At 61.8% G+C, this 23,676-nt stretch carries 24 protein-coding genes; 11 read left to right on the top strand and 13 right to left on the bottom strand.

Annotation, left to right across the window (positions count from 1 at the left end):
- Positions 1 to 67: 67 nt before the first annotated feature.
- The 10 genes from SRAA_RS12475 (at position 68) to SRAA_RS06730 (ending at position 10,672) form a co-directional block, all read left to right on the top strand.
- Entirely contained in the window at positions 68 to 583 is a 516-nt protein-coding gene (locus tag SRAA_RS12475) for a hypothetical protein (RefSeq protein ID WP_144318721.1), read from the top strand.
- A gap of 263 nt (positions 584 to 846) precedes the next feature.
- Positions 847 to 2,064, top strand: a complete 1,218-nt coding sequence (locus SRAA_RS12480) for a WYL domain-containing protein (RefSeq protein WP_144318722.1) — start codon at positions 847 to 849, stop codon at positions 2,062 to 2,064.
- A gap of 668 nt (positions 2,065 to 2,732) precedes the next feature.
- Positions 2,733 to 4,790: a copper-translocating P-type ATPase gene (locus tag SRAA_RS06705; protein ID WP_197537884.1), complete on the top strand. Its 2,058-nt coding sequence runs from the start codon at positions 2,733 to 2,735 to the stop codon at positions 4,788 to 4,790.
- A 325-nt stretch (positions 4,791 to 5,115) separates the two neighbouring features.
- Complete coding sequence (locus SRAA_RS12260) at positions 5,116 to 5,454, top strand: hypothetical protein (RefSeq protein WP_082039954.1); 339 nt, start codon at positions 5,116 to 5,118, stop codon at positions 5,452 to 5,454.
- A 93-nt stretch (positions 5,455 to 5,547) separates the two neighbouring features.
- Positions 5,548 to 5,946, top strand: a complete 399-nt coding sequence (locus tag SRAA_RS12265; protein ID WP_082039955.1) for a hypothetical protein — start codon at positions 5,548 to 5,550, stop codon at positions 5,944 to 5,946.
- Between the two features lie 344 nt (positions 5,947 to 6,290).
- Positions 6,291 to 6,704, top strand: coding sequence for a nucleoside diphosphate kinase regulator (gene rnk / locus SRAA_RS12270; protein WP_082039956.1), 414 nt, complete (start codon positions 6,291 to 6,293; stop codon positions 6,702 to 6,704).
- A 371-nt stretch (positions 6,705 to 7,075) separates the two neighbouring features.
- Positions 7,076 to 7,558 (top strand): DUF2726 domain-containing protein, encoded by a 483-nt coding sequence (locus SRAA_RS06710; protein ID WP_045531612.1) that lies wholly within the window; start codon positions 7,076 to 7,078, stop codon positions 7,556 to 7,558.
- A gap of 271 nt (positions 7,559 to 7,829) precedes the next feature.
- On the top strand, positions 7,830 to 8,522 hold the full coding sequence (locus tag SRAA_RS06715) for a phospholipase D family protein (RefSeq protein ID WP_045531614.1): 693 nt from the start codon (positions 7,830 to 7,832) through the stop codon (positions 8,520 to 8,522).
- A 584-nt stretch (positions 8,523 to 9,106) separates the two neighbouring features.
- A protein-coding gene (locus SRAA_RS06725) for an IS3 family transposase (RefSeq protein WP_171820229.1) occupies positions 9,107 to 10,293 on the top strand; the annotation gives its coding sequence in 2 pieces (ribosomal slippage) (positions 9,107 to 9,362 and positions 9,362 to 10,293; 1,188 coding nt in all).
- Positions 10,294 to 10,339: 46 nt separating this feature from the next.
- A complete protein-coding gene (locus SRAA_RS06730; RefSeq protein ID WP_052467512.1) occupies positions 10,340 to 10,672 on the top strand; it encodes a TspO/MBR family protein in 333 nt (110 codons plus the stop codon).
- A gap of 55 nt (positions 10,673 to 10,727) precedes the next feature.
- On the opposite strand, the gene SRAA_RS06735 is transcribed toward SRAA_RS06730, so the two are convergent.
- The 7 genes from SRAA_RS06735 to SRAA_RS06765 all read right to left on the bottom strand — a co-directional run bounded on the left by SRAA_RS06735 (position 10,728) and on the right by SRAA_RS06765 (position 16,743).
- Positions 10,728 to 11,681, bottom strand: a complete 954-nt coding sequence (locus SRAA_RS06735) for a Gfo/Idh/MocA family oxidoreductase (RefSeq protein ID WP_045531619.1) — start codon at positions 11,679 to 11,681, stop codon at positions 10,728 to 10,730.
- 12 nt (positions 11,682 to 11,693) lie between these two features.
- Entirely contained in the window at positions 11,694 to 12,572 is an 879-nt protein-coding gene (locus SRAA_RS06740; RefSeq protein ID WP_045531621.1) for a class III extradiol dioxygenase subunit beta, read from the bottom strand.
- A 126-nt stretch (positions 12,573 to 12,698) separates the two neighbouring features.
- Positions 12,699 to 13,124 (bottom strand): protocatechuate 4,5-dioxygenase subunit alpha, encoded by a 426-nt coding sequence (gene ligA / locus SRAA_RS06745; RefSeq protein ID WP_045531623.1) that lies wholly within the window; start codon positions 13,122 to 13,124, stop codon positions 12,699 to 12,701.
- Positions 13,125 to 13,227: 103 nt separating this feature from the next.
- Positions 13,228 to 14,157: an amidohydrolase family protein gene (locus SRAA_RS06750; RefSeq protein ID WP_045531625.1), complete on the bottom strand. Its 930-nt coding sequence runs from the start codon at positions 14,155 to 14,157 to the stop codon at positions 13,228 to 13,230.
- Between the two features lie 63 nt (positions 14,158 to 14,220).
- A complete protein-coding gene (gene ligK, locus SRAA_RS06755; RefSeq protein WP_045531627.1) occupies positions 14,221 to 14,904 on the bottom strand; it encodes a 4-carboxy-4-hydroxy-2-oxoadipate aldolase/oxaloacetate decarboxylase in 684 nt (227 codons plus the stop codon).
- A gap of 52 nt (positions 14,905 to 14,956) precedes the next feature.
- Positions 14,957 to 15,985 carry an amidohydrolase family protein gene (locus SRAA_RS06760; protein WP_045533454.1) on the bottom strand — a complete coding sequence of 343 codons (1,029 nt, stop codon included), beginning with the start codon at positions 15,983 to 15,985 and terminating at the stop codon, positions 14,957 to 14,959.
- 68 nt (positions 15,986 to 16,053) lie between these two features.
- The gene (locus SRAA_RS06765; protein WP_231849260.1) at positions 16,054 to 16,743 is read right to left on the bottom strand and encodes a substrate-binding domain-containing protein; all 690 of its coding nucleotides are present in this window, start codon (positions 16,741 to 16,743) and stop codon (positions 16,054 to 16,056) included.
- Positions 16,744 to 16,891: 148 nt separating this feature from the next.
- On the opposite strand from SRAA_RS06765, the gene SRAA_RS06770 reads away from it, so the two are divergent.
- Complete coding sequence (locus SRAA_RS06770) at positions 16,892 to 17,818, top strand: LysR substrate-binding domain-containing protein (RefSeq protein WP_045531629.1); 927 nt, start codon at positions 16,892 to 16,894, stop codon at positions 17,816 to 17,818.
- A gap of 17 nt (positions 17,819 to 17,835) precedes the next feature.
- On the opposite strand, the gene SRAA_RS06775 is transcribed toward SRAA_RS06770, so the two are convergent.
- From SRAA_RS06775 to SRAA_RS06800, 6 genes are all read right to left on the bottom strand, one after another.
- Positions 17,836 to 19,152: a TRAP transporter large permease gene (locus SRAA_RS06775; protein WP_045531630.1), complete on the bottom strand. Its 1,317-nt coding sequence runs from the start codon at positions 19,150 to 19,152 to the stop codon at positions 17,836 to 17,838.
- A 1-nt stretch (position 19,153) separates the two neighbouring features.
- The gene (locus SRAA_RS06780; protein ID WP_045531632.1) at positions 19,154 to 19,675 is read right to left on the bottom strand and encodes a TRAP transporter small permease; all 522 of its coding nucleotides are present in this window, start codon (positions 19,673 to 19,675) and stop codon (positions 19,154 to 19,156) included.
- A 200-nt stretch (positions 19,676 to 19,875) separates the two neighbouring features.
- Positions 19,876 to 21,201, bottom strand: a complete 1,326-nt coding sequence (gene fahA, locus SRAA_RS06785) for a fumarylacetoacetase (protein ID WP_045531634.1) — start codon at positions 21,199 to 21,201, stop codon at positions 19,876 to 19,878.
- On the bottom strand, positions 21,185 to 21,424 hold the full coding sequence (locus SRAA_RS06790; protein WP_045531636.1) for a DUF2783 domain-containing protein: 240 nt from the start codon (positions 21,422 to 21,424) through the stop codon (positions 21,185 to 21,187). Before SRAA_RS06790 ends, fahA begins: the two co-directional genes overlap by 17 nt.
- A gap of 14 nt (positions 21,425 to 21,438) precedes the next feature.
- Positions 21,439 to 23,067 carry an FAD-dependent oxidoreductase gene (locus SRAA_RS06795; protein WP_045531637.1) on the bottom strand — a complete coding sequence of 543 codons (1,629 nt, stop codon included), beginning with the start codon at positions 23,065 to 23,067 and terminating at the stop codon, positions 21,439 to 21,441.
- Between the two features lie 48 nt (positions 23,068 to 23,115).
- Positions 23,116 to 23,658 carry a VOC family protein gene (locus tag SRAA_RS06800; protein WP_045531638.1) on the bottom strand — a complete coding sequence of 181 codons (543 nt, stop codon included), beginning with the start codon at positions 23,656 to 23,658 and terminating at the stop codon, positions 23,116 to 23,118.
- Between the last annotated feature and the right edge of the window lie 18 nt (positions 23,659 to 23,676).

Consider the following 23,676-nt stretch of genomic DNA (forward strand, 5'->3'; position numbering starts at 1 on the left):
CTGCAATATAGATTAAAGCCAGAATTGTCGTCAATCACTCGCAATCAAACTATAGAAAGAAAATTTCATGATAGTGATCAAACCAACCCCACGGGGAATCGGATTAATACATATTCTTCTTTTGCTGGCTTTAATCGCAGCAGCATCTGTCGGCTATAAAGCCTATGAAAACAACAACAGGATTGCAGAAATCGAAAGACAGGAAGCGCAACAAAGGGAAGAGGCTGCGCACGCAGCAGAGTTAGCCAAAATAACAGCAGAACGTAAAGCCAAAATCACTTCCATCCTTAATAAGTGGAATGACGCACTAAAACTGGCAGGCCTAACACCAAGAATCGCATTGGCACAGCCTGTAAGTCAAATGCAGGCCATAAGAAGGGAGTTGGATGAATTGCGAATAAACGAATGCTTTGATGGAGCCACGCGGAAAATTGTTACAGGAATGAATGATGCAATTTTTGCGTTTGAAATGTTCGCTAGGTTTCCAAACAATAGGGTTGCGACCGTGTCAACGGAACAAAATCTAACAAGCTCATCCGAGAAGATCAATGCCGGCAAGCAAATGATGAATAGATGCGAATAATTTTCACATCTCGATCTATTCTATAGACTTTTGGCGCTCCATGCTTCCCGGCTTCGGATGGACTGCTTGTATGCTAGACATCTGCATGGTCTTCGTGGAACGTAACAGGCACATCAAGCCTGCCTTCCTCCACATCCCCTTCCATAATCACCTGCAACGCCGCATAATCCTTCGCACCATCGCCTTATCTGTGGTTCGACCCCGACGTGCCTTCAGCACGCCGCTTAACCTCAACGTTATGCATTTATCAATGAGGCGCTTACATGATTCTTGACGACCTACTCAAAGCCATCGAAAACGGTGCAACATTACGTATCCGCTACTTCGGCGGTTCGTCGGCCGGAAGTGAAAGCGAATTGCAGCCTATTTCTGTTAATGACGGGGAGTTGCGTGCACTCTGCACCTTGTCAGGCGAAACAAAGACCTTCGTTATCGATAAGATGGAGTTGGTGATCGAAGGAGTAGCGTCCGTATTAGCCGCGGCTTATCCACCCCCGGTGTTGCTGTATCCGACGGTTAATGAATTCGCAGCATTTCACACCGCCTCCCTTCAAGAACAAGGCTGGGAAATACTCCATGAAGGGCAATCGCTGACACTACATCGGAAGCTAAAAAATGGAAAACTAATTCAGAATCCCGATGTAGCGCTTCAATTCGAAGCAGTTACTCATGATGCAATCTTCGACGGAGAGAAATTTCTGGAAGCTAATCATCGCGATCGTTCACGACCTTGGATAGTTCGCGCCAAGAATAAAAACACTAAAACATTCGGAGACTTCGGGAGAGCACAGGTAACGTTTCTTGAATTTGCCAAGGCACTCGCGCCGAAAACTTTAAAGCAAAATGCATACCCCGGCAGTCCACAGGGACGCTGCGCGATAAGACCGCGCAGCGCCAGTGACTTCTACGATAGTCCTCCAGTTATGCCCGATTCAAACGCCCCTACCCCGCATTGGTCATATCCCTCTATGAAGGAACTAGTAGAGGCCGAGGGAGCTCCTTTCTCAGCGTACTTTTGCTTCCATTATCTGAGCTCACAAGGGGAGCGAACAATTCGGACCGTACGGTCAACGCACGTTCTTTTTACATCGACTGAGGCCTATCTAGTCGCTCACTGCGAGCTTCGCAACGAGAAGCGCGTTTTCCGAAGTTCGCAAGTCACAAACGCCCACCTTCTAAATATAGGCACAAGCCTCACAAATCTCCCATCTTGGCTTCGTGCCCATGCGCCAGCTCACCGCACGCGGCAATCTAAAGACCCCGTGGTTCGCGAAACAGGAACTGGATATATGGCCATTAATACTTCTCGGGGATTGATTCACTTGTCATCGCAAATCTATGTGCAAGCGCTTAATGGAGTCGTAGTCCAGCCCGAAAGCGAATCCGTCAATTTCTTATTGGAAAGGCTACCCGCACTGTCGCATGACCTGGCATTAGAAATAGTACAAAAGCTTTTTCAAATACATCAGAAATTAATATAAATTTCTCATCTTTACTAAGCCGCTCTTCCAAACACATGGCGCCTTCGCGCAGCGGCCTAACTGGTTTTTCAACAGGACAGCTACCAGCTTCGCTGGCAGCCGCCTGTTAATGCGAGCGCTAGGCCTCGCTCTGGCTTCTGCCGCTCCACTTCCGCGTGCTCCGGAAACGCCACCCGGTTACTGGCCTGCTACTCCCCGGTCTATCCACCACCCTACGCACCGTGCTTGCTTTTCTGTAAGGCCCCAGCCATAATCTCCGGCAACGCCGCAGCACTCCAAGGCCGCAGCACCCTTCTCCACAGCGCCTAACCTGCGGTTCAACTCGGACGTGCCTTCGGCACGCCGGTTAACCTCAACGTTAGGCCTCGCTCTGGCTTCTGCCGTTCCACCTCCACGCGCTCCGGCGGCACTGCTCGGTTGCAGGCCCGCTGCTTGGCCATCTGGGCGCTGCTCGGGCACACCGAGCTTGCTTTCCTGCAAGGCTTCGGCCATAATCTCCGGCAAAGCCGCAGCGTTCCAAGGCCACAGCACCTTTCTCACCATCGCCTAACCTGCGGTTCAACTCGGACGTGCCTTCGGCCCGCCGGTTAACCTCTACGTTAGGCCGGACAGAACGCATCCGTCCCAGATGTAGGCGATCCGTCATCCACGATTGAGGTAGCGATATTGTGAGCAAGACCACCCAACACGCACATGGTCACGGATCCGAACAGCGCGCCAGCCACTTGGCAAGTGGCGGGCACGGGATAGGGAGCCACGACCAGCACGCAGGTCACAGCCCGAAGATGTTCCGGGACAAGTTCTGGCTGTCGCTGATCCTCACCGTTCCGGTCGTTATCTGGGCAGCGCACATCCAGATGATCTTTGGTTACACGGCGCCCGAGTTCCCCGGGTCGGCGTGGATATCTCCTGTCCTCGGCACGGCCATCTTTCTCTACGGTGGCCTGGTCTTTTTGAAGGGTGCGTGGCGAGAGCTTAGAGCCCGACTGCCTGGGATGATGACCTTGATTTCCCTCGCCATCTCGGTGGCGTTCATCTTTTCGTGGGTGGTCCAGCTCGGTCTCATCGAGGCGGACGCGATCTGGTGGGAGTTAGCAACTCTGGTGACAATCATGCTACTGGGCCACTGGATTGAGATGCGCTCGATCTCACAGGCACAGGGGGCGCTACAGGAACTCGCCAAGCTGCTCCCGGATAACGCCACACGGGTCACTGAGCAGGGCGAGCAGACGGTGCCCATCAGCGAGCTGAGGGAGGGCGATATCGTGCTGGTCCGTCCCGGCGAGAGTGTGCCGGCGGACGGCCTGATCCAGAAAGGCACGAGCGATCTCAACGAGGCCATGATCACCGGCGAGTCCCGGCCGGTAAAGAAGAATGAAGGCGATGAGGTCATCGCCGCGACCATCAATGGCGAGGGTTCCCTGCGCATACAGGTCACTGGCACGGGAGAGAAGACCAAGCTTTCCGGGATCATGCGGCTCGTTGCCGACGCACAGACATCGAAATCCAGGGCGCAGCACCTGGCCGACCGTGCGGCCCGGATCCTGACAGCAGTGGCCATCGTCGCCGGCGTGCTGACGCTGGTGGTGTGGCAGTTCCTTGGAGCGCCCATCGATTTCACCATTGTGCGCGTGGTGACCGTCCTGGTGATCGCCTGCCCACACGCCCTCGGCCTAGCCGTGCCGCTGGTCGTTGCCATTTCCACGACCCTGGGCGCACGCAACGGCCTGCTCGTGCGGGATCGACGCGGACTGGAAGAAGCCAGAAACCTAGACATCGTGATTTTTGACAAGACCGGGACGCTCACCCTCGGGGAGTTCCGGGTGGTTGAGATGGCGGTAGCCGACGGGGAGTCCGAGGAGGATATGCTGCGGATTGCGGCGGGAGTCGAGGCGGAGTCCGAGCATCCGATCGCGCGTGGCATCGTGCGGACGGCGGTGGATCGAAAGCTTGATGTACCCCCAGCGGATGAATTCCGGGCGCTGACCGGAATGGGCATCGCAGCGTCGGTCGCAGGTATCGAGTACCGCATGGGTGGTCCCTTGCTCCTCCAGATGGAGGGTACGCAGGTTGCGGACACACTGCGTAAGGCCGCAGAGGCAGCTGCAAATCGTGGCCAGGCCGCCATCTACCTGCTACGGGGTAGCAAGGCCCTGGCGGTCTTCGCCGTGGCCGATGCCATCCGCGAGGAAAGCCGCGAGGCCGTGCGCGCGCTCCATCAGCGCGGCATCAAGGTGGCCATGCTGACCGGTGATGCACAGGCGGTCGCCGATGCTGTCGCCGCAGAGCTGGGGATCGACACGGTGTTCGCCCAAGTGCTCCCCAAGGACAAGGCGTCCAAGGTAAAGGAACTCCAGGCGCAGGGAAAGAAGGTGGCGATGGTCGGCGACGGGGTGAACGATGCACCGGCCCTCGCCATGGCCGACGTTGGGATCGCGATTGGTGCCGGCACCGACGTGGCCGTGGAAGCGGGACACATCGTGCTGGTGCGCTCCGACCCGCGCGACATTCCCAAGATCATTACGCTGTCCGCCGCCACTTATCGCAAGATGCTCCAGAATCTGTGGTGGGCGGCTGGATACAACATCGTCGCCATCCCTCTCGCCGCCGGGTTGCTCGCCGCGTGGGGTGTTCTTCTAACCCCAGCCGTGGGTGCGGTTCTGATGTCGGCGAGCACAGTGGTCGTCGCGATCAACGCCCAGCTTCTGAGGCGGGTGCAGCTGTGACGATTCCCTCATGCCGCCCAACAATCGGTTGCAGCAGACGGCCCGCTGCGCGGCGCGCCGCTGAACCGAAGCGTTAGGCCTCGCTCTGGCTTCTGCCGTTCCACCTCCACGCGCTCCGGCGGCACTGCTCGGTTGCAGGCCCGCTGCTTGGCCATCTGGGCGCTGCTCGGGCACACCGAGCTTGCTTTCCTGCAAGGCTTCGGCCATAATCTCCGGCAAAGCCGCAGCGTTCCAAGGCCACAGCACCTTTCTCACCATCGCCTAACCTGCGGTTCAACTCGGACGTGCCTTCGGCCCGCCGGTTAACCTCAACGTTAGCCACAACATGAAACTAGACCGTGCCAGGCAGTTAATAAATGAGGGGATTGATAGAAACAATCCAATGGGTAGTCTCATTCATATTCTTGAATCAGCTATTGAACTCGTGTCGCTCCCGGATAATGATTTCTGTTGGTCATATTGGGAGAGTGGAGAAGAAGCAAAGCAAGAGATACTTGCTTTAATAGGTTCAGTAAAAAATGGCGTTTTACCTGAACAAGAAAAAATATCAGTACTGTTTGCTGTAGCTGGCCCACTGCAAGAGGTTAGCATGAGCAGTGGCTGGGCTGACGCATACTTAAAAATTGCGGATAAATACGATGAGGTTGAAAGTATTTTATGGTGAGCGGCTAACAAGGCGCTCAAATCGTTCGCTTCGCTCACTGGGACGGGCTAAAGCCCGCCCCTTAGCTTAATCGTTAGACCTTAGGAGGCAAAATTGAACAAAGTTGTTTACGTCAAAGCAAAATTTAAACCTGTAGGCAAAGAAGTCACTATTAAGGTTCCTACAGGCGAAACCAAGAAAGGACTTTTTGGTGGTGAAAAAGAAGTGACGGTAAAAAAGCAAGAGTGGCAACAAACAGGCTGGTCTGATCGTGAAATTGATGGAGAACTTCTCTCCGAAGACATCAACCTAGCCGTTGAGAAATTAAACAAAAATGGTTATGAGGTCGTTGCCATCCAACCCATAACATCGGGAGCGTATAACTATACCTGGGGAAATTACGGAACTGCAGGTAATGGCGGAGCACCGACATGTTACAGCTATGGGTATGGCTACAGCTATACCGAAGGCGTAACAATAATCGCAAAGAAACTCTCACCCGCACCGGTCTAACAATTGGTTCAAGTCGTTCGCTTCGCTCACTGCGGGACCGGCTAAAGCCGGCCCCTTAACCAAACGTTAGGCCTCGCTCTGGTTTCTGCCGTTCCACCTCCGCGTGCTCCGGCAGCGCTTCCCGGTTATCCGCCTGCTGCTCGGCCTTCGGGGCATGGCACGGGCACTTTGCGCTTGCTTGCAGGCGCGGCATCCGCCATAATCTCCAGCACAACAGCAGGCGAAGGCAGCAGCACCCCGCACCACCGCCTAACCTGCGGTTCAACTCGGACGTGCCTTCGGCACGCCGGTTAACCTCAACGTTGGGCGCCACCATCAACAATCACTTCATTAGACTTTTCAAAATGGAACAAAAGCCACCTATCACCATATCCTCGCTTGATGCGGTGCGACTTGAAAAAATGCTCGATTCACTTGGCGGCAAGCAGATTCCAAACAAAGAGGATCTACGAGCCGAGCTAGACCGGGCCAATATTGTGGAGCCGGAGGACATGCCACATGACGTCGTCACAATGAACTCAACGGTAATCTTCCGGATGGAGTCATCTAGTAAGGAGTTCTCCCTGACGCTTGTCTATCCAAGCGACATTGACGAAGGCGGGGGAAAAATATCGGTTCTTGCCCCTGTTGGCAGTGCACTTCTCGGATTACGAGAGGGCGACGAGATATCTTGGCCCAAGCCCGGCGGTGGATTGCTCAAAGTGCGTATCCTGAAAGTTGCATATCAACCTGAGCACTCCGGTGACTTTCGGCGGTAGCTGGCGCACATATTCAGGCGAAAGCTGCATGATTCAGGCGACAACTATCTTGACATGCGCTGCACTTGAGCGCGCCGCTGAACTCCAACGTTGGGCCTCGCTTTGGCTTCTACCGTTACACCTCCGCGTGCTCCGGCAACGCTTCACTGTTGCTGGCCTGCTGCTTGGCCATCTTGACGCTGCTCGGGCACATCGAGCTTGCTTTCCTGCACAGGCCCAGCCATAATCTCCGGCAGCGCCGCAGCGTTCCAAGGCAGCAGCACACTTCGCTCCAGCGCCTAACCTGCGGTTCAACTCGGACGTGCCTTCGGCACGCCGGTTAACCTCAACGTTAGGCCTCGCAAACAACCGTCCCCGGAGTCTCCGCCGCCTTGAATACCGCCTTAGTAGTTCTCATCCTTCTCGCGATTGTCGTCGCCGTTCTGCTGTACCTGAAGAAACGGGGCCTTCTAGAAGGCAGCGGTAGCGGGCAGTGGCCGTTCTACGTCAAGAAGCCACTCACCCAGCCTGAACAGGTCCTATATCACCGGCTAGTGAAGGCACTACCTGAACACATCGTGTTGGCGCAGGTGCAGGTCTCAAGGGTCTTGGGCGTGAAGAAGGGTTCGAACTTCAACGAATGGAACAACCGAATCAATCGCCTGAGCTATGACTTTGTTGTTTGCTCGAAAGACTCAACCGTGTTGGCAGCCATCGAACTTGATGACAAGTCGCATGAGCCAAACCGCAGAATGGCAACGGACGAGAAGAAGAACAAAGCTACCGCAGACGCTGGCCTACTCCTGATTCGATGGAATGTGAAAGCTCTACCCGATGAATCAGCTATTCAGCGGGCACTGCGCAATGAGGCCTAACCCATCGCTCAAAGGGGCGCCAACGGCAGGGCTTACCGGTTACTGGCCTGCTGCGCCCCGGTCTGCCCACCGCCTAGCACACCGCGCTTGCTTTCCTACAAGGCCTCAGCCATAATCTCCAACAACGCCGCAGCGCTCCAAGACCACAGCACCCTTTGCACCATTGCCTAAACATGCGGTTCAACTCGGTCGAGCGTTTCAGCCCGCCGGTTAACCTCAACGTTAGGCCTTCACCATATCGCTCGTTCCACACTCAACCTCAAAGTTCCTCATGGCGAAGTTTCTGAACACAAGCGCGACAAACTACTTCCTCGAAGAGTTGATCAAAGATGCCAAAGACAGGCTCATCCTAATCAGCCCATTTCTGAAGCTCAACGATAAAATGAAAGAGCTTCTCGCTGATAAGAACCGCCTGAAAATTGACGTGCGAATAGTCTACGGAAAGAGCGAGCTTCAACCCGAAGAAATAAACTGGCTCAAAGAGCTTACTTACATTCGCACCAGCTTCTGCAAAAACTTGCACGCCAAGTGCTATCTCAATGAAGAACTGTGTATTATTACGAGCCTCAACCTCTACGAGTTCAGCCAAGTCAATAACAACGAAATGAGCGTTCTAATTCGCCGCTCCGGCGATGCTGAACTATACAAGGAAGCGTACGAAGAAGCGCAGCGCATTATTCGCATCAGTGACGAGGTGCGCATCACACTTGAGAGAGTAGCGCACGAATCTGAGAACAAGCCGGAAACCGAGGAATCTTTTGAAAAGCTAACCTCATCCAAGCTCGCACAGAAGCTTGGAATGAAAACCAACGAGTTCGTTGAAAAACTCGTCGCCGCCGGCCACCTTGAGGCCCGTGACGAAAAACACTACCTCACGGCAAAAGGTAAAGAGGCTGGCGGTGAATTCCGCGTGAGTCCAAAATTCGGCACTTACTTTCTATGGCCAGCGAGTTTCAAACTCTGATCTCAAGGGTAATCCGTCAGCCCACACCGGCGCTGCGCGATAAAGCCGTGCAGCGCGTCTGATCTCCACGTTAGGCCTCGCTCTGGCTCCTGCCGTTCCACCTCCGCGCGCTCCGGAAGGGCTTCCCTGTTGCTGGCCTGCTGCTTGACCTTCGTGGAAAGTCTCAGGCACGCCCCCCGCCGCGCTTGCTTTCCTGCAAGGCCCCAGCCATAATCTCCGGCAGCGCCGCAGCGTGCGAAGGCCCAGTCACCCTTTGAACCATCGCCTAACCTGCGGTTCAACTCGGACGTGCCTTCGGCGCGCCGGTTAACCTCAACGTTAGGCCTCGCTCTGGCTCCTGCTATTCCACTTCCTCGGACTCTGGCAACGCTGCCCGGTAGCTGGCCTGCTGCTCCCCGGTCTGCCCACCGTCACCCAGTGCACCGCGCTTGCTTTCCCGCAAGGCCCCGGCCATAATCTCCGGCAACGTCGCAGCGTTCCAAGGCCCAGTTACCCTTCTCGCCATCGCCTAACCTGCGGTTTGAGCTTGCCCCCGGAAAACGTATCCCTTGCTGAGTGTTTTAATTCAAGCAAGGACAACGGAAATGAACAAGACAGTGCGGGCGCGCTACACGCTGGAGTTCAAGCAAGAGGCGGTGCGGTTGGTGCACGCAGGGCAAAGCATCGCGGCAGCGGCCAGGTCGCTGGGCGTGGTCGAGCAGACGCTGTTCAACTGGATCAAGGTTGACCGGCAGGGCAAGCTTACAGGGGCTGACAGCAAGGTCGTGAGCGCCGAGCAGATGGAGATCAGTCGGCTGCGGGCCGAGCTGGCGCGCGTGAAGATGGAGCGTGACATCTTGGGAAAAGCGACGGCGTACTTCGCGAAAGCGCAGAAGTGAAGTACGCCTTCATCAACCGGCACCGCCGGGTGTGGCCGATCTCGGTGCAGTGCCGGGTGCTTGAGGCCAGCGTGGCCGGGTACCACGAGCATTTTGTGCGGGTGGCCAGCGCGGCGCAGCGGCGCCACCTCAGTGACGATGCGCTGCTGGTGCATATCAAGGTCATTTACGCCGAGACGCGCGGCTGCTACGGCTGGCCACGCACATGGAGAGAGCTGCTGGCCAGGGGCATCCTCGTGGGCAAGGAGCGGGTGCGCAAGCTGATGCAGTTGCACGGCATCAGGGCCAAGGGCAAGCGCCGCTTCAAGGTCACCACGGACAGCAAGCACGATCTGCCGATTGCGTCCAACCTGCTTGATCGACAGTTCGATGTGACCGAACCCGACAAGGTCTGGGTGGGCGACATCACCTACATCCACACCGACGAAGGCTGGTTGTTCTTGGCGGTTGTGATCGACCTGTTCAGCCGCCAGGTGGTAGGCTGGTCGCTGCGTGAGGACATGGGTCGCGACATCGTCATCGACGCGCTGCGCATGGCCTGGTTCAAGCGCCATCCGGGCAAGCAAGCTGGGCTGATCTTTCACAGCGACCGTGGCAGCCAATACGCCAGTCAGGACTTCCGGGATGTGCTGAGCGAGTACGGTGCCACGGCTTCGATGAGTCGGCGCGGCAATTGCTGGGACAATGCCTGCAGCGAGACGCTGTTCGGATCGTTGAAGGTAGAGCGGCTACACGGGCAGCGCTTCGTGACAAGGCGCCAAGCCAAGGACGAGGTCATCGACTGGGTACTCTGGTACAACAGCACCCGGCTACACTCGACGCTGGCTTACGTCAGCCCGATGCGCTTCGAGAAAAACTGGCTCGCGGCTCAGGCCAAGCAAGCCAATTCGTGACTCGGCTATGGGATACGGATTCTAGGGGCAAGGTCAGTTCGGACCTGTGTGGTCTGTCTTGTTTGTGCTCATGGGCACGTCAGCTTGGCTTGTTTGGCGCAGGAAGGGCTTCAGTGGTGCGGGCACAGCCCTGAAGCTATACCTCGCACAGCTTGTCGTCAACGCCCTTTGGTCATGGCTCTTCTTCGCTTGGCATCTGGGTGCCTTGGCGCTTGCCGACATTGCGCTGCTGTGGCTGCTGATCGCGGGAACGATCGTCGCGTTCTGGCGGCATCACCAGGTTGCGGCGCTTCTGCTGCTGCCGTACTTGGCTTGGGTGAGCTTTGCCGCTGCGTTGAACTATTCGCTATGGCAGCTGAATCCAGCAGTGCTCGGTTGAGCCTGCCGCAAGTGGGGTCTAGGCGAGCCTTGCAACCCGCCGGTTGACCTCAACATTAGCCGCCCTGCAACTGCCGCTCCAACTGCTGCAGCACGCGGTAGCACGGCAGCACCTGGGCCACGCTGGCCCGGGGTTCGCGGCCCTCGCGGATGGCGGCAAAGAACTCGCGGTCTTGCAGCTCGATGCCATTCATGGACACATCGACTTGGCTCACGTCGATCTGCTGCTCTTTGCCGTTGAACAGGTCGTCGTAGCGCGCCAGGTAGGTGGCGCTGTCGCCGATGTAGCGGAAAAAGGTGCCCAGCGGGCCCTCGTTGTTGAAGCTCAGCGACAGGGTACAGAGGGCGCCGTTGGCGGCTTGAAGCTGGATGCTCATGTCCATCGCAATGCCCAGCTCGGGGTGGATCGGACCCTGCAGGGCGTTGGCCTTGACGATGGGGGAGCCGCACTGCCACGCGAACAGGTCCACCGTGTGCGCGGCGTGGTGCCAGAGCAGGTGGTCGGTCCAACTGCGCGGCTGGCCGAGCGCGTTCATGTTGCTGCGCCGGAAAAAATAGGTCTGCACATCCATTTGCTGGATGTTGAATGCGCCGGCCGTGATTTTTTGGTGCACGTACTGGTGGCTGGGGTTGAAGCGGCGCGTGTGGCCGCACATCGCCACCAAGCCGGTCTGCTGCTGCAGCGCCACCACGGCCTCGGCACCCTGGAGGCTGTCGGCCAGCGGGATTTCCACTTGCACGTGCTTGCCGGCTTGCAGGCAGGCCAGGGTCTGGGCGGCGTGCATCTGCGTGGGGGTGCACAGGATGACGGCATCCACCGCTTTCAGGGCCAGGCTGTCGGCCAGCTCGGTGCTCACGTGCCCGATGCCATACTGCTTTGCCACTTGGCGCGTCTTGTCGAGGTCGCGGCTGATGAGCGAGACCACTTCGACCTGCTCGATTTTGGCGATGGCGTCGAGGTGCTTGATGCCGAATGCACCGGCACCGGCGAGGGCAACTTTGAGGGTCATGGGGTTCTTCCTTCAGGCGGGTTCGAGAATCAAATGGCCGACGGCGGTGTTGCTGGCGGGCACGTGGTAGAAGCGGTGCTTGACGACGGGCGCAGGCCCCTGCACCTTGCCATCGACGATGTCGGGCATGGCGCCGCGGGCAATCAGCCACATCACGAGTTCGATGCCTTCGCTGCCGGCCTCGCGCACGTAGTCAATGTGCGGCCTGGCGGCGCAGGCGGCCGGGTCGGCGATCATCTGATCCAGCCAGGCCTTGTCCCACTCGCGGTTGATGAGGCCGGCGCGCGCGCCCTGCAACTGGTGGCTCATGCCGCCGGTGCCCCAGATGTGTACGTTCAGGTGCTCGTCGTAGCTCTCGACCGCCTTGCGTATGGCCTGGCCCAGCGCAAAGCAGCGCCGCCCGGAGGGCGCCGGGTACTGCACCACGTTGACCGCAAACGGGATCACCGGGCAGGGCCAAGCGCCTTGGAGCGGGTCGCGCTCGCCGCACAGCAGCGACAGCGGCACCGTGAGGCCGTGGTCCACCTCCATTTTGTTGACGAGGGTGAGGTCGAAGTCTTGCTGGATCACCGACTGCGCGATGTGCGCCGCCAGCTCCGGGTGCCCCTTGACGACCGGCACCGGGCGCGGGCCCCAGCCCTCGTCGGCGGGGCGAAATTGGGCGCCGGTGCCGATGGCGAAGGTGGGGATGAGGTCGAGGCTGAAGGCGGTGGCGTGGTCGTTATAGACCAGAAAAATCACGTCGGGCGGGTTCTCTTGCAGCCACTGTTTGGAGCAGTCGTAGCCGGCGAACACGGGTTTCCAGTAGTCTTCTTGGGTTTTTTTCTGGTCGATGGCCACGCCGATGGCGGGCACGTGCGAGGTATAGACCGAGGCGGTGATTTTTGCCAATTTAATGCTCCTGTTGAGGAAAGCCGAAGCGCGGGTTCAGCGCGGCCAGGATGCCGTGGGTCCGGGTTTCCCGGCCCGCAGGCATCGCCCCCTTGAGGGGGACGCGCGCAGCGCGGCGGGGGTGGGTCATCGTTTGCCTTGGGGCTGGCGCTGCGGCTGCGCGTCGCCGTCTTCGCCGAGGTAGCGGTTGCCTTGGATGGAGCGGCCGCCTTTGATCATCATGTCGCGGTATTCTTGCTCGCTCATGCCGGTCATGGAGCCGGCCATTTGCTGGAAGCTCTTGCCGTCGGTGGCGCCGATCTTGGCCAAAAAGTAGATGTTGCCGCCGGTGCGCATGCACCAGTTGAGGTCGCGCGCCAGCACGGCCTGCTTTTGCTCCTCGGTCATGGGCCATTGGTCGAGGTAGGCGCGCTCGTCGGCCTTGAAGCGGGCGCGGTTGGCGGCCTGCATGAGCGACATGCAAAACTGGTTCAGCCAATAGCCCTTGCGGCTTTGCTCGGCGTCGAAGATGATGGTTCCGGGCACGTCTAGGTAGGGTTTGTCGAGGGGCATCAGAGTGACTCCTGAAAGTTAAACCAAGCGCCGCCGGGCCGCCCCAAGGCGATTGGCGCCCCCTCGGGGGGCAGCGCAGGCGCGCAGCGACAAGCGTGGGGGCTCATTCGTCGGGCCAATACAGGCGCATCGGGTTGTCCACCAGCAGCTTGCGCTGCAACTCGGGCGTGGGCGCGATGTGGGCGATGAAATCGACCAGCAGGCCGTCATCGGGCATGTGGTCTTTGAGGTTGGGGTGCGGCCAGTCGGTGCCCCACAGCACGCGCTCGGGGAACTGCTCGACCACGCGGCGCGCAAAGGGCCGCACGTCGCGGTAGGGGGCGGCTTGGCCATCGAGGGCGGGCGGGCCGGCCAACGAGAGCCGCTCCGGGCACGAGACCTTGCACCAGACGTGCGGGTGCTGGCGCATGAATTTTAAAAACAGCTCAAACCCGGGGCCATCGACGGGCTGGCTCACATCCGGGCGGCCCATGTGGTCCACCACCACCGGCGTGGGCAGGGCACTGAAAAAATCCCACAGCTCGGGCAGGTCGGCGGCCTCGAAATACACCACCACGTGCCAGCCCAGCGCCTGGATGCGCTGCGCGATCTCCAGCAGTTCCTCTTTGGGGGTGAAGTCCACCAGCCGCTTGACGAAGTTGAAGCGCACCCCGCGCACCCCGGCGGCGTGCAGCGCTTGCAGCTCGGCGTCGCTGACGCTGCGCCGCACCGTGGCCACCCCACGCGCACGGCCGCCGCTGGCCAAGCAGGCATCGACCAGGGCCCGGTTGTCGGCCCCGTGGCAGGTGGCCTGCACGATCACGTTGCGCGCAAACCCGAGGTGGTCGCGCAGGGCAAATAGCTGCTCTTTGCTGGCGTCGCAGGGGGTGTATTTGCGCTCGGGGGCGTAGGGAAATTGCGCCCCCGGCCCGAACACATGGCAGTGCGCGTCCACCGCACCGGGCGGCAGCTGGAAGCTGGGCTTGGACGGGCCGGTGTACCAGTCCAGCCAGCCCGGGGTTTTGGTGAAGCCACCGGAAACGGGTTTGCTCATGGTGTGGATCTCTGTGCTGGCTTACCCAGGCTAGCTTTGAATAATCTAGGGCCCCGTGTGCGGTCAGTCGACATAGCGCAAGCCCTTGGCGGCCAAGGGCTCGCGCATGCGGTACATGTCCAGCCCCAGCACCCCGGCGGCGAGCTGGGCGCGCTTGGCGCCTTCGTTGGCTTCGCGCTGGCGTGCGACCTCCAGCGTGGCGGCGGCGCGCTCGCGCGGCACGCAAACCACACCGTCGTCGTCGGCCACGATCACATCGCCGGGCCGCACCCACATGCCCGCGCACACCACCGGCACGTTGACCGAGCCCAGTGTTTCTTTGATGCAGCCCTTGCTGGAAATGCACTTGCTCCAGACCGGAAAGCCCATTTCGGTGAGCGTGCGCACGTCGCGCACCCCGGCGTCGATCACCAGCGCACGCGCCCCGCGGGCCTGGAAGCTGCTGGCGAGCAGGTCACCAAAGTAGCCGTCGCTGCATTCGGCGGTCAGGGCCGCGACCACCACGTCGCCGGGCTGGATCTGCTCGGCTGCTACGTGCAGCATCCAGTTGTCGCCGGGGTGCAGCAGCACCGTGATGGCGGTGCCCGAAATGGGCACGCCGGAGTAGATCGGGCGCAGATAGGGCTTCATCAGCCCGACCCGGCCCATGGCTTCGTGCACGGTGGCGCTGCCCAATGGGGCCAGCGCATCGGCCACGGCGGCTTCGGTGCGCTCGATGCGGCGGTAAACGACGCCCAGTTCGTACATAGGGGGTGCCTCTTGCGGGTGGGTGGTGTAAGAAACGGGGGCTGCGCTGAAATCAGCGCCTCTGCGCCTTGAGGGTGGCATCGAGCCGCGTAAAAACGCGGCGCGCATTGCCTTCAAAGACCTGGAAGCGCTCGGCCTCGTTCAGGTGCGGGGTGGCGAGCACGAAGCGCTTGGTGTCGTCGTAGGCGTGGCCGGTTTCGGGGTCGATGCCGCGCACGGCGCCGATCATCTCGCTGGCAAACAGGATGTTGGCCACCGGCAGCACACGGGTGAGCAAGTCGATGCCCGGCTGGTGATAGACGCAGGTGTCGAAAAACACATTGCCCAGCAGGTGCTGTTGCAGCAGCGGTTTTTTGAGCTCTTGCGCCAGCCCCCGGTAGCGGCCCCAGTGGTAGGGCGCAGCGCCGCCGCCGTGCGGGATGAGGAACTTGAGGGTGGGGAAATCGGCAAACAGATCGCCTTGCAGCAGTTGCATGAAGGCGGTGGTGTCGGCGTTGATGTAGTGCGCGCCGGTGGTGTGAAAGCAGGCGTTGCAACTGGTGCTCACGTGGACCATGGCCGGAAGGTCGTACTCGACCATTTTTTCGTAGATCGGGTACCAGTGGCGGTCGGTCAAAGGGGGGCTGGTCCAGTGCCCGCCGGAGGGGTCGGGGTTGAGGTTGAGGCCGACGCAGCCGTAGTCGCGCACGCAGCGCTCAAGCTCGGGGATGCAGGTGGCCGGATCGACGCCGGGCGACTGCGGCAGCATGGCCACCGGAACGAAGTGCTGCGGGTACAACTGGCTCACGCGGGCGCACAGCTCGTTGCAGATCGCGGCCCAGTCGGAGGAGGTGCGCAAATCGCCGATGTGGTGTGCCATGAAGCTGGCGCGCGGGCTAAAGAGGGTCAGGTCGCTGCCGCGCTCGCGCATTTTGGCCAGTTGGTTGCGCTCGATGGTGTCGCGGATTTCGTCGTCGCTGATGCGCAGGCTGCGCGGGTCGGGCCGCTGCGCGGGCTGCCCGAGCGCAGCTATTTGCAGATCGCGCCAAGCCCCGAGCGCGGGCGGCGCGGTGGTGTAGTGGCCGTGGACGTCGATGATCAGAGGCGGGCGCGCTGGGGTGGGGTTCATGGGCGTTGGCTGGTGTGTGGGGTGGGGTAGAACCGGGGGGCTTAGAGCGGCGCCATGCCATGGCGGCGCTTGCAGTCGGCGCTGGCGGGGGAGGCCAGAAAATCGAACCAGGCCCGCACCGCATCGGGCTGCGCGCTGGCGGTGCACAGGCCGGCAGAAAAAACGGTTTCGATGGCGCAACCCGACGGCAGCGGGCCCAGCAGCGCGATGCCCGGCAGCGCCAGCAGCTCGCTCAACTGCTGGAAACCCAGCTCCACCGCGCCACTGGCCACCAAGCTGCCCACCGGCACCCCCGGCGGCGGCGTGACCAAGCGCGGGCGCAGCGCTTCCAGCACGCCCCAGCGCTCAAACAGTTGCAGCAAGGCGGTGCCGCTGGGGCCGGTGGACACGCCCAGACTGCGCGCCGCGCACACCGCCTGGCGCAGCGCCGTTTCGCTGCCCACATCGGGCACGGGCGCCCCGGCGCGCACCGCCAAGGCCACTGGGCTGCGCACCCAGTCCACCCGGCTGCCGGCCTGCACGTGGCCGCTGGCGATCAAGCGCTCGATGGCGTCGGCGGCTAACAGCACGGCGTCGAACGCCTCACCCGCCTGCACCCGGCGCGCTGCATCGACGCCGCCGACCGACTCCAGCCGGATCTCTACGCCGGTTTGGGCCTGGTGGTCGTGCGCCAATTCGGCCAGCAAGGCTCGGGTGGCCATCGAAGAAATCGCGTGCAGGGCGGGGGCCATGTTGGGCAAGTTATTAAATGATGAAATCAAGACGGTCTGGGCACGACACCGATTGTGTAGCGCCTGGGTGCGGCTGGCAAGTGGGGGTGCGGCTCTAGCAGTTATAAAAAATTTGCATTTCCGGCCCGTTGCTATCTAAAATTCGCCGATGGACTTGAAACAACTCGGCTACTTCGTCCGCGTCGCGGAATTGGGCAGTTTCACCAAGGCGGCGGCGGCGCTGCAGGTGGCGCAGCCGGCGTTGAGCCGCCAGGTGCGGCTGCTCGAAGTGGAGCTGCGCCAAAACCTGCTGCTGCGCAACGGCCGCGGTGCCGTGCCCACCGAAGCCGGGCAGTTGCTGCTCGAACACGGGCGCGGCATCTTGCACCAAGTGGAGCGGGCCCGCGAAGAACTCGGCCTGGTGCGCGGCACCTTGGCCGGGCGGGTAGCCATTGGGCTGCCGCCTTCGCTGGCGCGGCTGGTCGCGGTGCCGCTCACGCGCAGCTTTCGCCAGCAACTGCCGCAGGCGCGGCTGTCGATCACCGAGGGGCTTTCGGTGAGCATGCAAGACGCGCTGCTCAACGGCCGGCTGGATTTGGCGCTGCTCTACAACGCACAACCGCTGCCCGAGCTGGACTTGCAGCCCCTGTTCGACGAAGAACTGCTGCTGGTGCAGGCCCGCAGCGGCGCAGCGGCCCAGCCCCCTGCCCCGCTGCCACTGGCCGAACTGGCGCAACTGCCGCTGCTCATTCCCACCCGCCCCAACGCGCTGCGCATGCACGTGGAGGTGGAACTGGCCAAGCTCGGCCTGCGCCCGCGCATTGCGCTGGAGATCGACGGCGTTTCCGCCATCCTTGATCTGGTCGCCGACGGCCTGGGCTGCGCCGTGCTGTCGCGCCATGCGGTGGCGGCTTCTGGCAAGCCCGCGGCTTTTGCGGTGCGGCCCATCGGCCCGCCCGCGCTGCAGATCCAGGTCGCGCTGGCCAGCAGCGCGCAGCGCCCCAGCACACTCACCCAGCGCGCCGCGCGCGACCTCATCCGCCAGGTCTGCGAGCAAAGCTTGGGCCCGCTCAAGCCGCTGACCGCAGCCGCTTGAGCGCTGCCCGTGCGGCGCTATAGCTGCAACAAAAACAGCGAAATCCCCGGGAACGCCACCAAAATCGCGGTGCGGACCAAGTCGCTGGCCACGAAGGGCATCACGCTGATGTAGGTCTGGGTGATTGGCACGTTGCGCGCCATCTTGTTGATGATGAACAAATTCATCCCCACCGGCGGCGTGATCAACCCAACCTCGACCACGATCAGCACCAAAATGCCGAACCAGATCGCGGTTTCGGTGGGGGTGAGGCCAAAGTCCAGCCCCATCATCACCGGAAAGAAGATCGGCACCGTGAGCAAAATCATGGAGAGCGAATCCATCACACAGCCCAGCAGCAGGTAGATCAACAAAATCACGACCAGCACATTCCACGGGCTGATACCGAGTTCGATCACCCAGCGCGCCAGCTCTTGTGGCAGTTGCGACAGCGCCAGGAAGGTGTTGAACAGGCCAGCCCCGAGCACGATCATGAAAATCATGCCGGTGGCAATGGCCGTGCCCAGCAGCGCATCGCGCAGCGTGCGCCGGTTCAGCCCGCCCGCCGCCCAAGCGGCCACACCGGTGCCAAAGGCGCCCACGGCCGCCGCTTCGGTGGGGGTGAAAATGCCAGTGTAAATGCCACCAACCACCGCCAGAAAAATCACCAACACCGGCCAGACCTTGACGGTGGCCTTCCAGCGCTCCTTCATGGGCAGCGGCTCGATGCGGCCGGCGCTTTCGGGCTTGACGCGCACGTAAATGGCGATCACGATCATGTAGCCGATCGCCGCCATGATGCCGGGAATAAAGGCCGCCACAAACAGGTGCGCAATGTTTTGCTCGGTCAAAATGGCGTAGATCACCAGCACGATCGAGGGCGGGATGAGGATGCCCAGCGTACCGCCAGCCGCCAGCGCGGCGGTGGACAGGCCGCCCGCATAACCGGCGCGGCGCAGCTCGGGCAGCGCCACCTGCCCCATGGTGGCGGCGGTGGCCAGCGAGGAGCCGCAAATCGCCCCAAAACCGGCGCAAGCGCCCACGGCGGCCATGGCCACCCCGCCCTTGCGGTGCCCGATCCAGGCCTCGGCGGCCTTGAACAGCGCCTGCGACAAGCCGCCGAGCGCGGCAAACTGCCCCATCAGCAAAAACAGCGGAATGATCGAGAGCGAGTAGTTGGCAAAGGTGCTGTAGGTGAATTGCTTGAGCTGATTGAGCATTGGGCCGGTGTCGCCCAACACCAGCATCGCCCCCACAAGGCCGCACAGGGCCATCGCCAGCCCGATGGGCATGCGCAAAAAAATCAACAGCAACAGAATGGGGAACGACCAAGCGGCCATTTCGATGGGGGTCATCTCAGTGTTCCTTCGCTTCTTCGGTGGACCAGCCTGCGGGGTAGTCGGCCAGACCCAGGCGGATCAGGGTTTGCGACAGATAAGCCAGGCAGCCAATCACCGCCCCGACCAGGCACAGCGCATAGCCCCACCAGATCGGCATCTGCAAAATGAAAGTGGTCTCGAAGAACTCGCGCCGCTCCAGCAGGCCCTGCCACAGTTGCCAGGTGAGCACCAGCCAGAGCGCCAGCATCAGCAAATCGCAAAGCAGCAAAATCGCGCGCTGCACCGGCTTGGGCAGGTAGAGGTAGAGCAGATCGACCGAGGCATGGCCGCCGCGCAGATAGGTCCAGGGCAGAAAAAAGAACACCACCACGGCGGCACCCATTTCAACCAGCTCGAAATCGCCCGGCACCGGGGCCAGGCCTATCGGCACCAAGGCGCGCCCCGTGATGCTGACGACGATCATCACAATCATCAGGCACAGCAACACCCCACCCAACAAGGCTGCCCATTGGGACAACCGAAAAACCCATGTAATCATGTTGTTTGTTTCCTTGTCTCCGCTGTGGATGATGCACCCGTGGCCCGGCGCTCGTGTGTTGCTCGGCGCGTTGCAGCCATAGTCGCCGCACGCTGGCCTATGGCGGTGAAGGCCAAGGTTTCAACGCTAGCTGCATTATACTGCATGTTTCGGCGAACGCGACAGCCGGGCCGATTGTCTCGGGTGGCATGGGTGGAACATCAGGCACGGGCAGGCAGCACCGTACCCGCGCACTCACCAAAACCGATGCGCGCCACGCCGGGGCGCTGGCAGCAGCCGCGCAGCCACACGGTGTCGCCGTCTTCGAGGAAGGTGCGCACCTCGCCGTTGGGCAGTGTGAGCGGCTGGCGGCCACCCAGGGTGAGCTCGATCAGCGCCCCGGCCTGCTGCGGCTGCGGCCCCGAGAGCGTGCCGGTGCCCAGCAAATCGCCCGGTTGCAGGTTGCAGCCGTTCACGCTGTGGTGCGCCACCATCTGCGCCAGCGTCCAGTAGCTGTGGCGGCTGTTGCTGCGCACGAGGGTGGCGGCCTCCATGCCCTGCTCGCGCATGCGCGGCGTTTGCAGAGCCACTTCGAGCTCGATATCGAGCGCGCCATGCAACCGGTTGTACGCGCTGTCGAGGTAGGGCAGCGGGGCCGGGTCGTCGGAGCTGCGCTCCAGTGGGGCGCGGTAGGGGGCCAGCGCCTCCAGCGTGAGCACCCAGGGCGAGACGGTGGTGGCGAAATTTTTGCCCAGAAAAGGCCCCAGCGGCTGGTACTCCCAGGCTTGCAGGTCGCGCGCCGACCAGTCGTTGAGCAGGCTCAGGCCAAACACCTGCTGCTCGGCCGCAGCCAGTGCGATCGGCTCGCCCAGCGCATTGCCAGGGCCGATGTAGGCCCCCAGTTCGAGCTCGAAGTCGAGCCGCCGGGTGGCGGCCAGCAGCGGCGTGGCGGCGTCCGGGGGCTTGATCTGCCCCTGCGGGCGCTTAAAGGGCTGCCCGGAAACGATCACGCTCGATGCCCGGCCGTGGTAGCCGATCGGCACCCACTGGTAATTGGGCAGCAGCGGGTTGTCGGGGCGCATCAGCTTGCCCACATTCGTGGCGTGGTGGATCGAGGTGTAGAAATCGGTGTAGTCGCCGATGCGTGCGGGCAGCGCGTATTCGGCCTCGCTTTGCGCCAGCAAACAGCCTTGCAGCCCCGTTTGCAGCGCGCTGCCTTGGCGCAAGGCGCGCGACAGGGCCAAGCGCAGAGCCGACCAAGCCGGCGCCCCCAAGGCCATCAAGGCATTGAGCGAACTTTGCGCGCCGGCTTGCAGCGCCGCCTGCACCAGCTCGCCCTGCCCTTGCAGCGCGCCGCTGCGCAGCACGGCGGCCAGGTCGAGCACCTGATCGCCAATTGCCACCCCGCCGCGAAAAGGCTCTGGCGTGCCGCGCCTGCGCAACACTGCAAAGGGCAGGTTCTGGATCGGGAAATCGGTGCCGGGCTGCTGCGCCGACTCGACCCAGCTTTGCAGCGCCGGGTCGTGGGTTTCATTGAGTGGGTACATGAGCGGTCTGGGTGGTGGGTGGTGCAGTGGCTAGGGTGTTGCTGCGCGCTAGGGCGATGGCTTCGCTCAACAGCGCACGATCGCCCACGTGGTTGCACAAAATCAGCACCAGCTTGGCCAGCATCATATCGGCCTGCCCCTCGCTGAGCTCGCGCTGGGCCTCGATCAGTTCGGCATAAAACCAGTCGGGCTCGGGGATGTTGGGTTGACGCTGCAAGGGCATGTGGGCCTCCTTTTTCAGTGCAGTTTGAGGGCGCGGCGCACGGCGGTTTGCACCTGCGCGGGGTCGAACTGGCGCCAGCGCGCCGCCACGTGCTGGTCGGGGCGGATCAAGTAAACCGTTCCGGGCTGGCCGTCGTAGCGCTGCGCCAGCAGGCCTTGGGAGTCGAGCACATCCAGGCCCACTTGCAGCACCGGCAGCGTGAGCCCCGCCGCTTTCACGGGCTCTGCCGGGCCAAAGCTGAGCAGCACAAAACCCTGCCCGAGCCGCTCCAGCAGCCAGCCGGGTTCGCCGCAGGACTCGATCGGGGCGTCGGCGCAGGGGCTGCCGGGCCGCATGGGGCCGGCAAAAGGCGCGGCGTCGGGGGTGTTGAGGCTGGAATCGAGGTAGGGCGTGGGCGTTGAGAGGCGGCCGCTGTTGACCAGCGGCCGCGCAAAGGGCTCGGTGCGCGCCAGCTCCAGCACCGCGTTGCGCAGCCGCCGCGAGCTGCGGCTCTTGGGGGTGATGAAGTCGGTCGCGCGGGTGGAGTGGCCGAGGTTGTCGTCGGCGGCCACGGCGCGCTCCTCGTGGTAGCTGTCGAGCAAGGCAGTGGGCGCGTGGCCTGCGAGCACGGCGTGCAGTTTCCAGCCCAGGTTGTCGCAATCCTGAATGCCGGTGTTGGCCCCGCGCGCGCCAAAGGGTGAGACCTGGTGCGCGGCGTCGCCCGCAAACAGCACCCGGCCGTGGCGAAACTGGTCGATGCGCCGACAGGCAAACTGGTACACCGATACCCACTCCAGCTCGAAATTCACCTGCGGCCCGAGCATGGCCTGGATGCGTGGCATCACTTTTTCGGGCTTTTTTTCCTCCGCCGGGTCGGCGTCCCAGCCAAGCTGGAAGTCGATGCGCCAGACCCGGTCGGCCTGCTGGTGCAGCAGCACGCTCTGGCCGGGGTGAAAGGGCGGGTCGAACCAAAACCAGCGCTCGGGCTCGGCGGCAAAGGGCTGGGCGGCCACGCCCTCGGGGTCGATCACCACATCGGCAATCAGGAACCGGTCTTGGAAAAACTGGCCGCTGAAATCGGCCCCGAGCAGCCGCCGGGCGTCGCTGTGCGCACCGTCGGCGGCCACCACCCACTGCGCCTGCAGCTTGAACAGGCCATCGGGGGTTTGCACCGTGAGGGTGACGCAATCGGCGTCTTGCTCGATCGCCAGCACCTTGTGCTTCCAGCGCAGCTCCACCTGCGGCGCCTGGGAGCAGGCCTGCACTAGGTGTTCCTCCACGTGGTACTGCTGGCAGTTGATCATGGCCGGCAGCTTGTGCCCGGCCTCGGGCAGGAGGTCGAAGCGGTAGGCCAGCCCGGTGCCAAAAAACACCTTGCCCACCTTCCACTGCACGCCCTTGGCCAGCAGCGGTGCCGCCACCCCGAGCCGGTCCCAAATCTCCAGCGGCCGCTTGGCGTAGCACACCGCACGCGAGCCCACGCTCACGGTGTCGTTGTCGTCCAGCACCACACAGGGTATGCCGCGCTGGGCCAGATCGAGCGCCTGCGTGAGCCCGATCGGGCCAGCCCCGATCACAACGACCGGGTGCCGCACGGTCTGCCCCGTGCGCTGCTCGGGGCTCTGCACGTAGGGGTAATGGGGATAGGTGTAGGTTTTGAGCACGGAACCTCCAACAAACGGCTGCAAGCGAGGGCGGAAGGGGTGGGCGAATCAGTCCAGCGCCTTCAACTCTTGCTCGTGCATCCAGGCAGCGTGTTTGGGGGCGCGCCGGGTTTGCGCCCACTCGTCGAGCATTGGCCACTTGACCGCGTCGAGCCGCTGCAGCATGTCGGGGGTGGCGCAGTCGGCGACCAACTCCAGCCGGTGCCCGTTGGGGTCGAAAAAGTAGATGCTCTTGAAAATGGTGTGGTCGGTCGGGCCGATCACCTCGATGCCCGCCGCTTGCAGGCGCGCCTTGGTTTCCTCTAGCACCGCGAGGCTCTCGACCTTGAAGGCGATGTGCTGCACCCAAGCCGGGGTGTGCGGGTCGCGGCCCATTTCGGGCGAGTTGGGCAGCTCGAAAAAGGCCAGCACATTGCCCTGCCCGGCATCCAGGAACACGTGCATATAGGGGTCGGGCGCTTTGGTGGAGGGCACCCGGTCTTCGGCAATCGCCAGCACAAAATCCATCTGCAAGTGCTGCACATACCAGTTAACGGTCTCGCGGGCGTCGCGGCAGCGGTAGGCCACGTGGTGGATGCGTTCGATGGTCATGGCGGTTTTCCTCTCGGT

Origin of the sequence: Serpentinimonas raichei, assembly GCF_000828895.1 — a bacterium.
In the GTDB taxonomy this organism is placed as follows: domain Bacteria; phylum Pseudomonadota; class Gammaproteobacteria; order Burkholderiales; family Burkholderiaceae_C; genus Serpentinimonas; species Serpentinimonas raichei.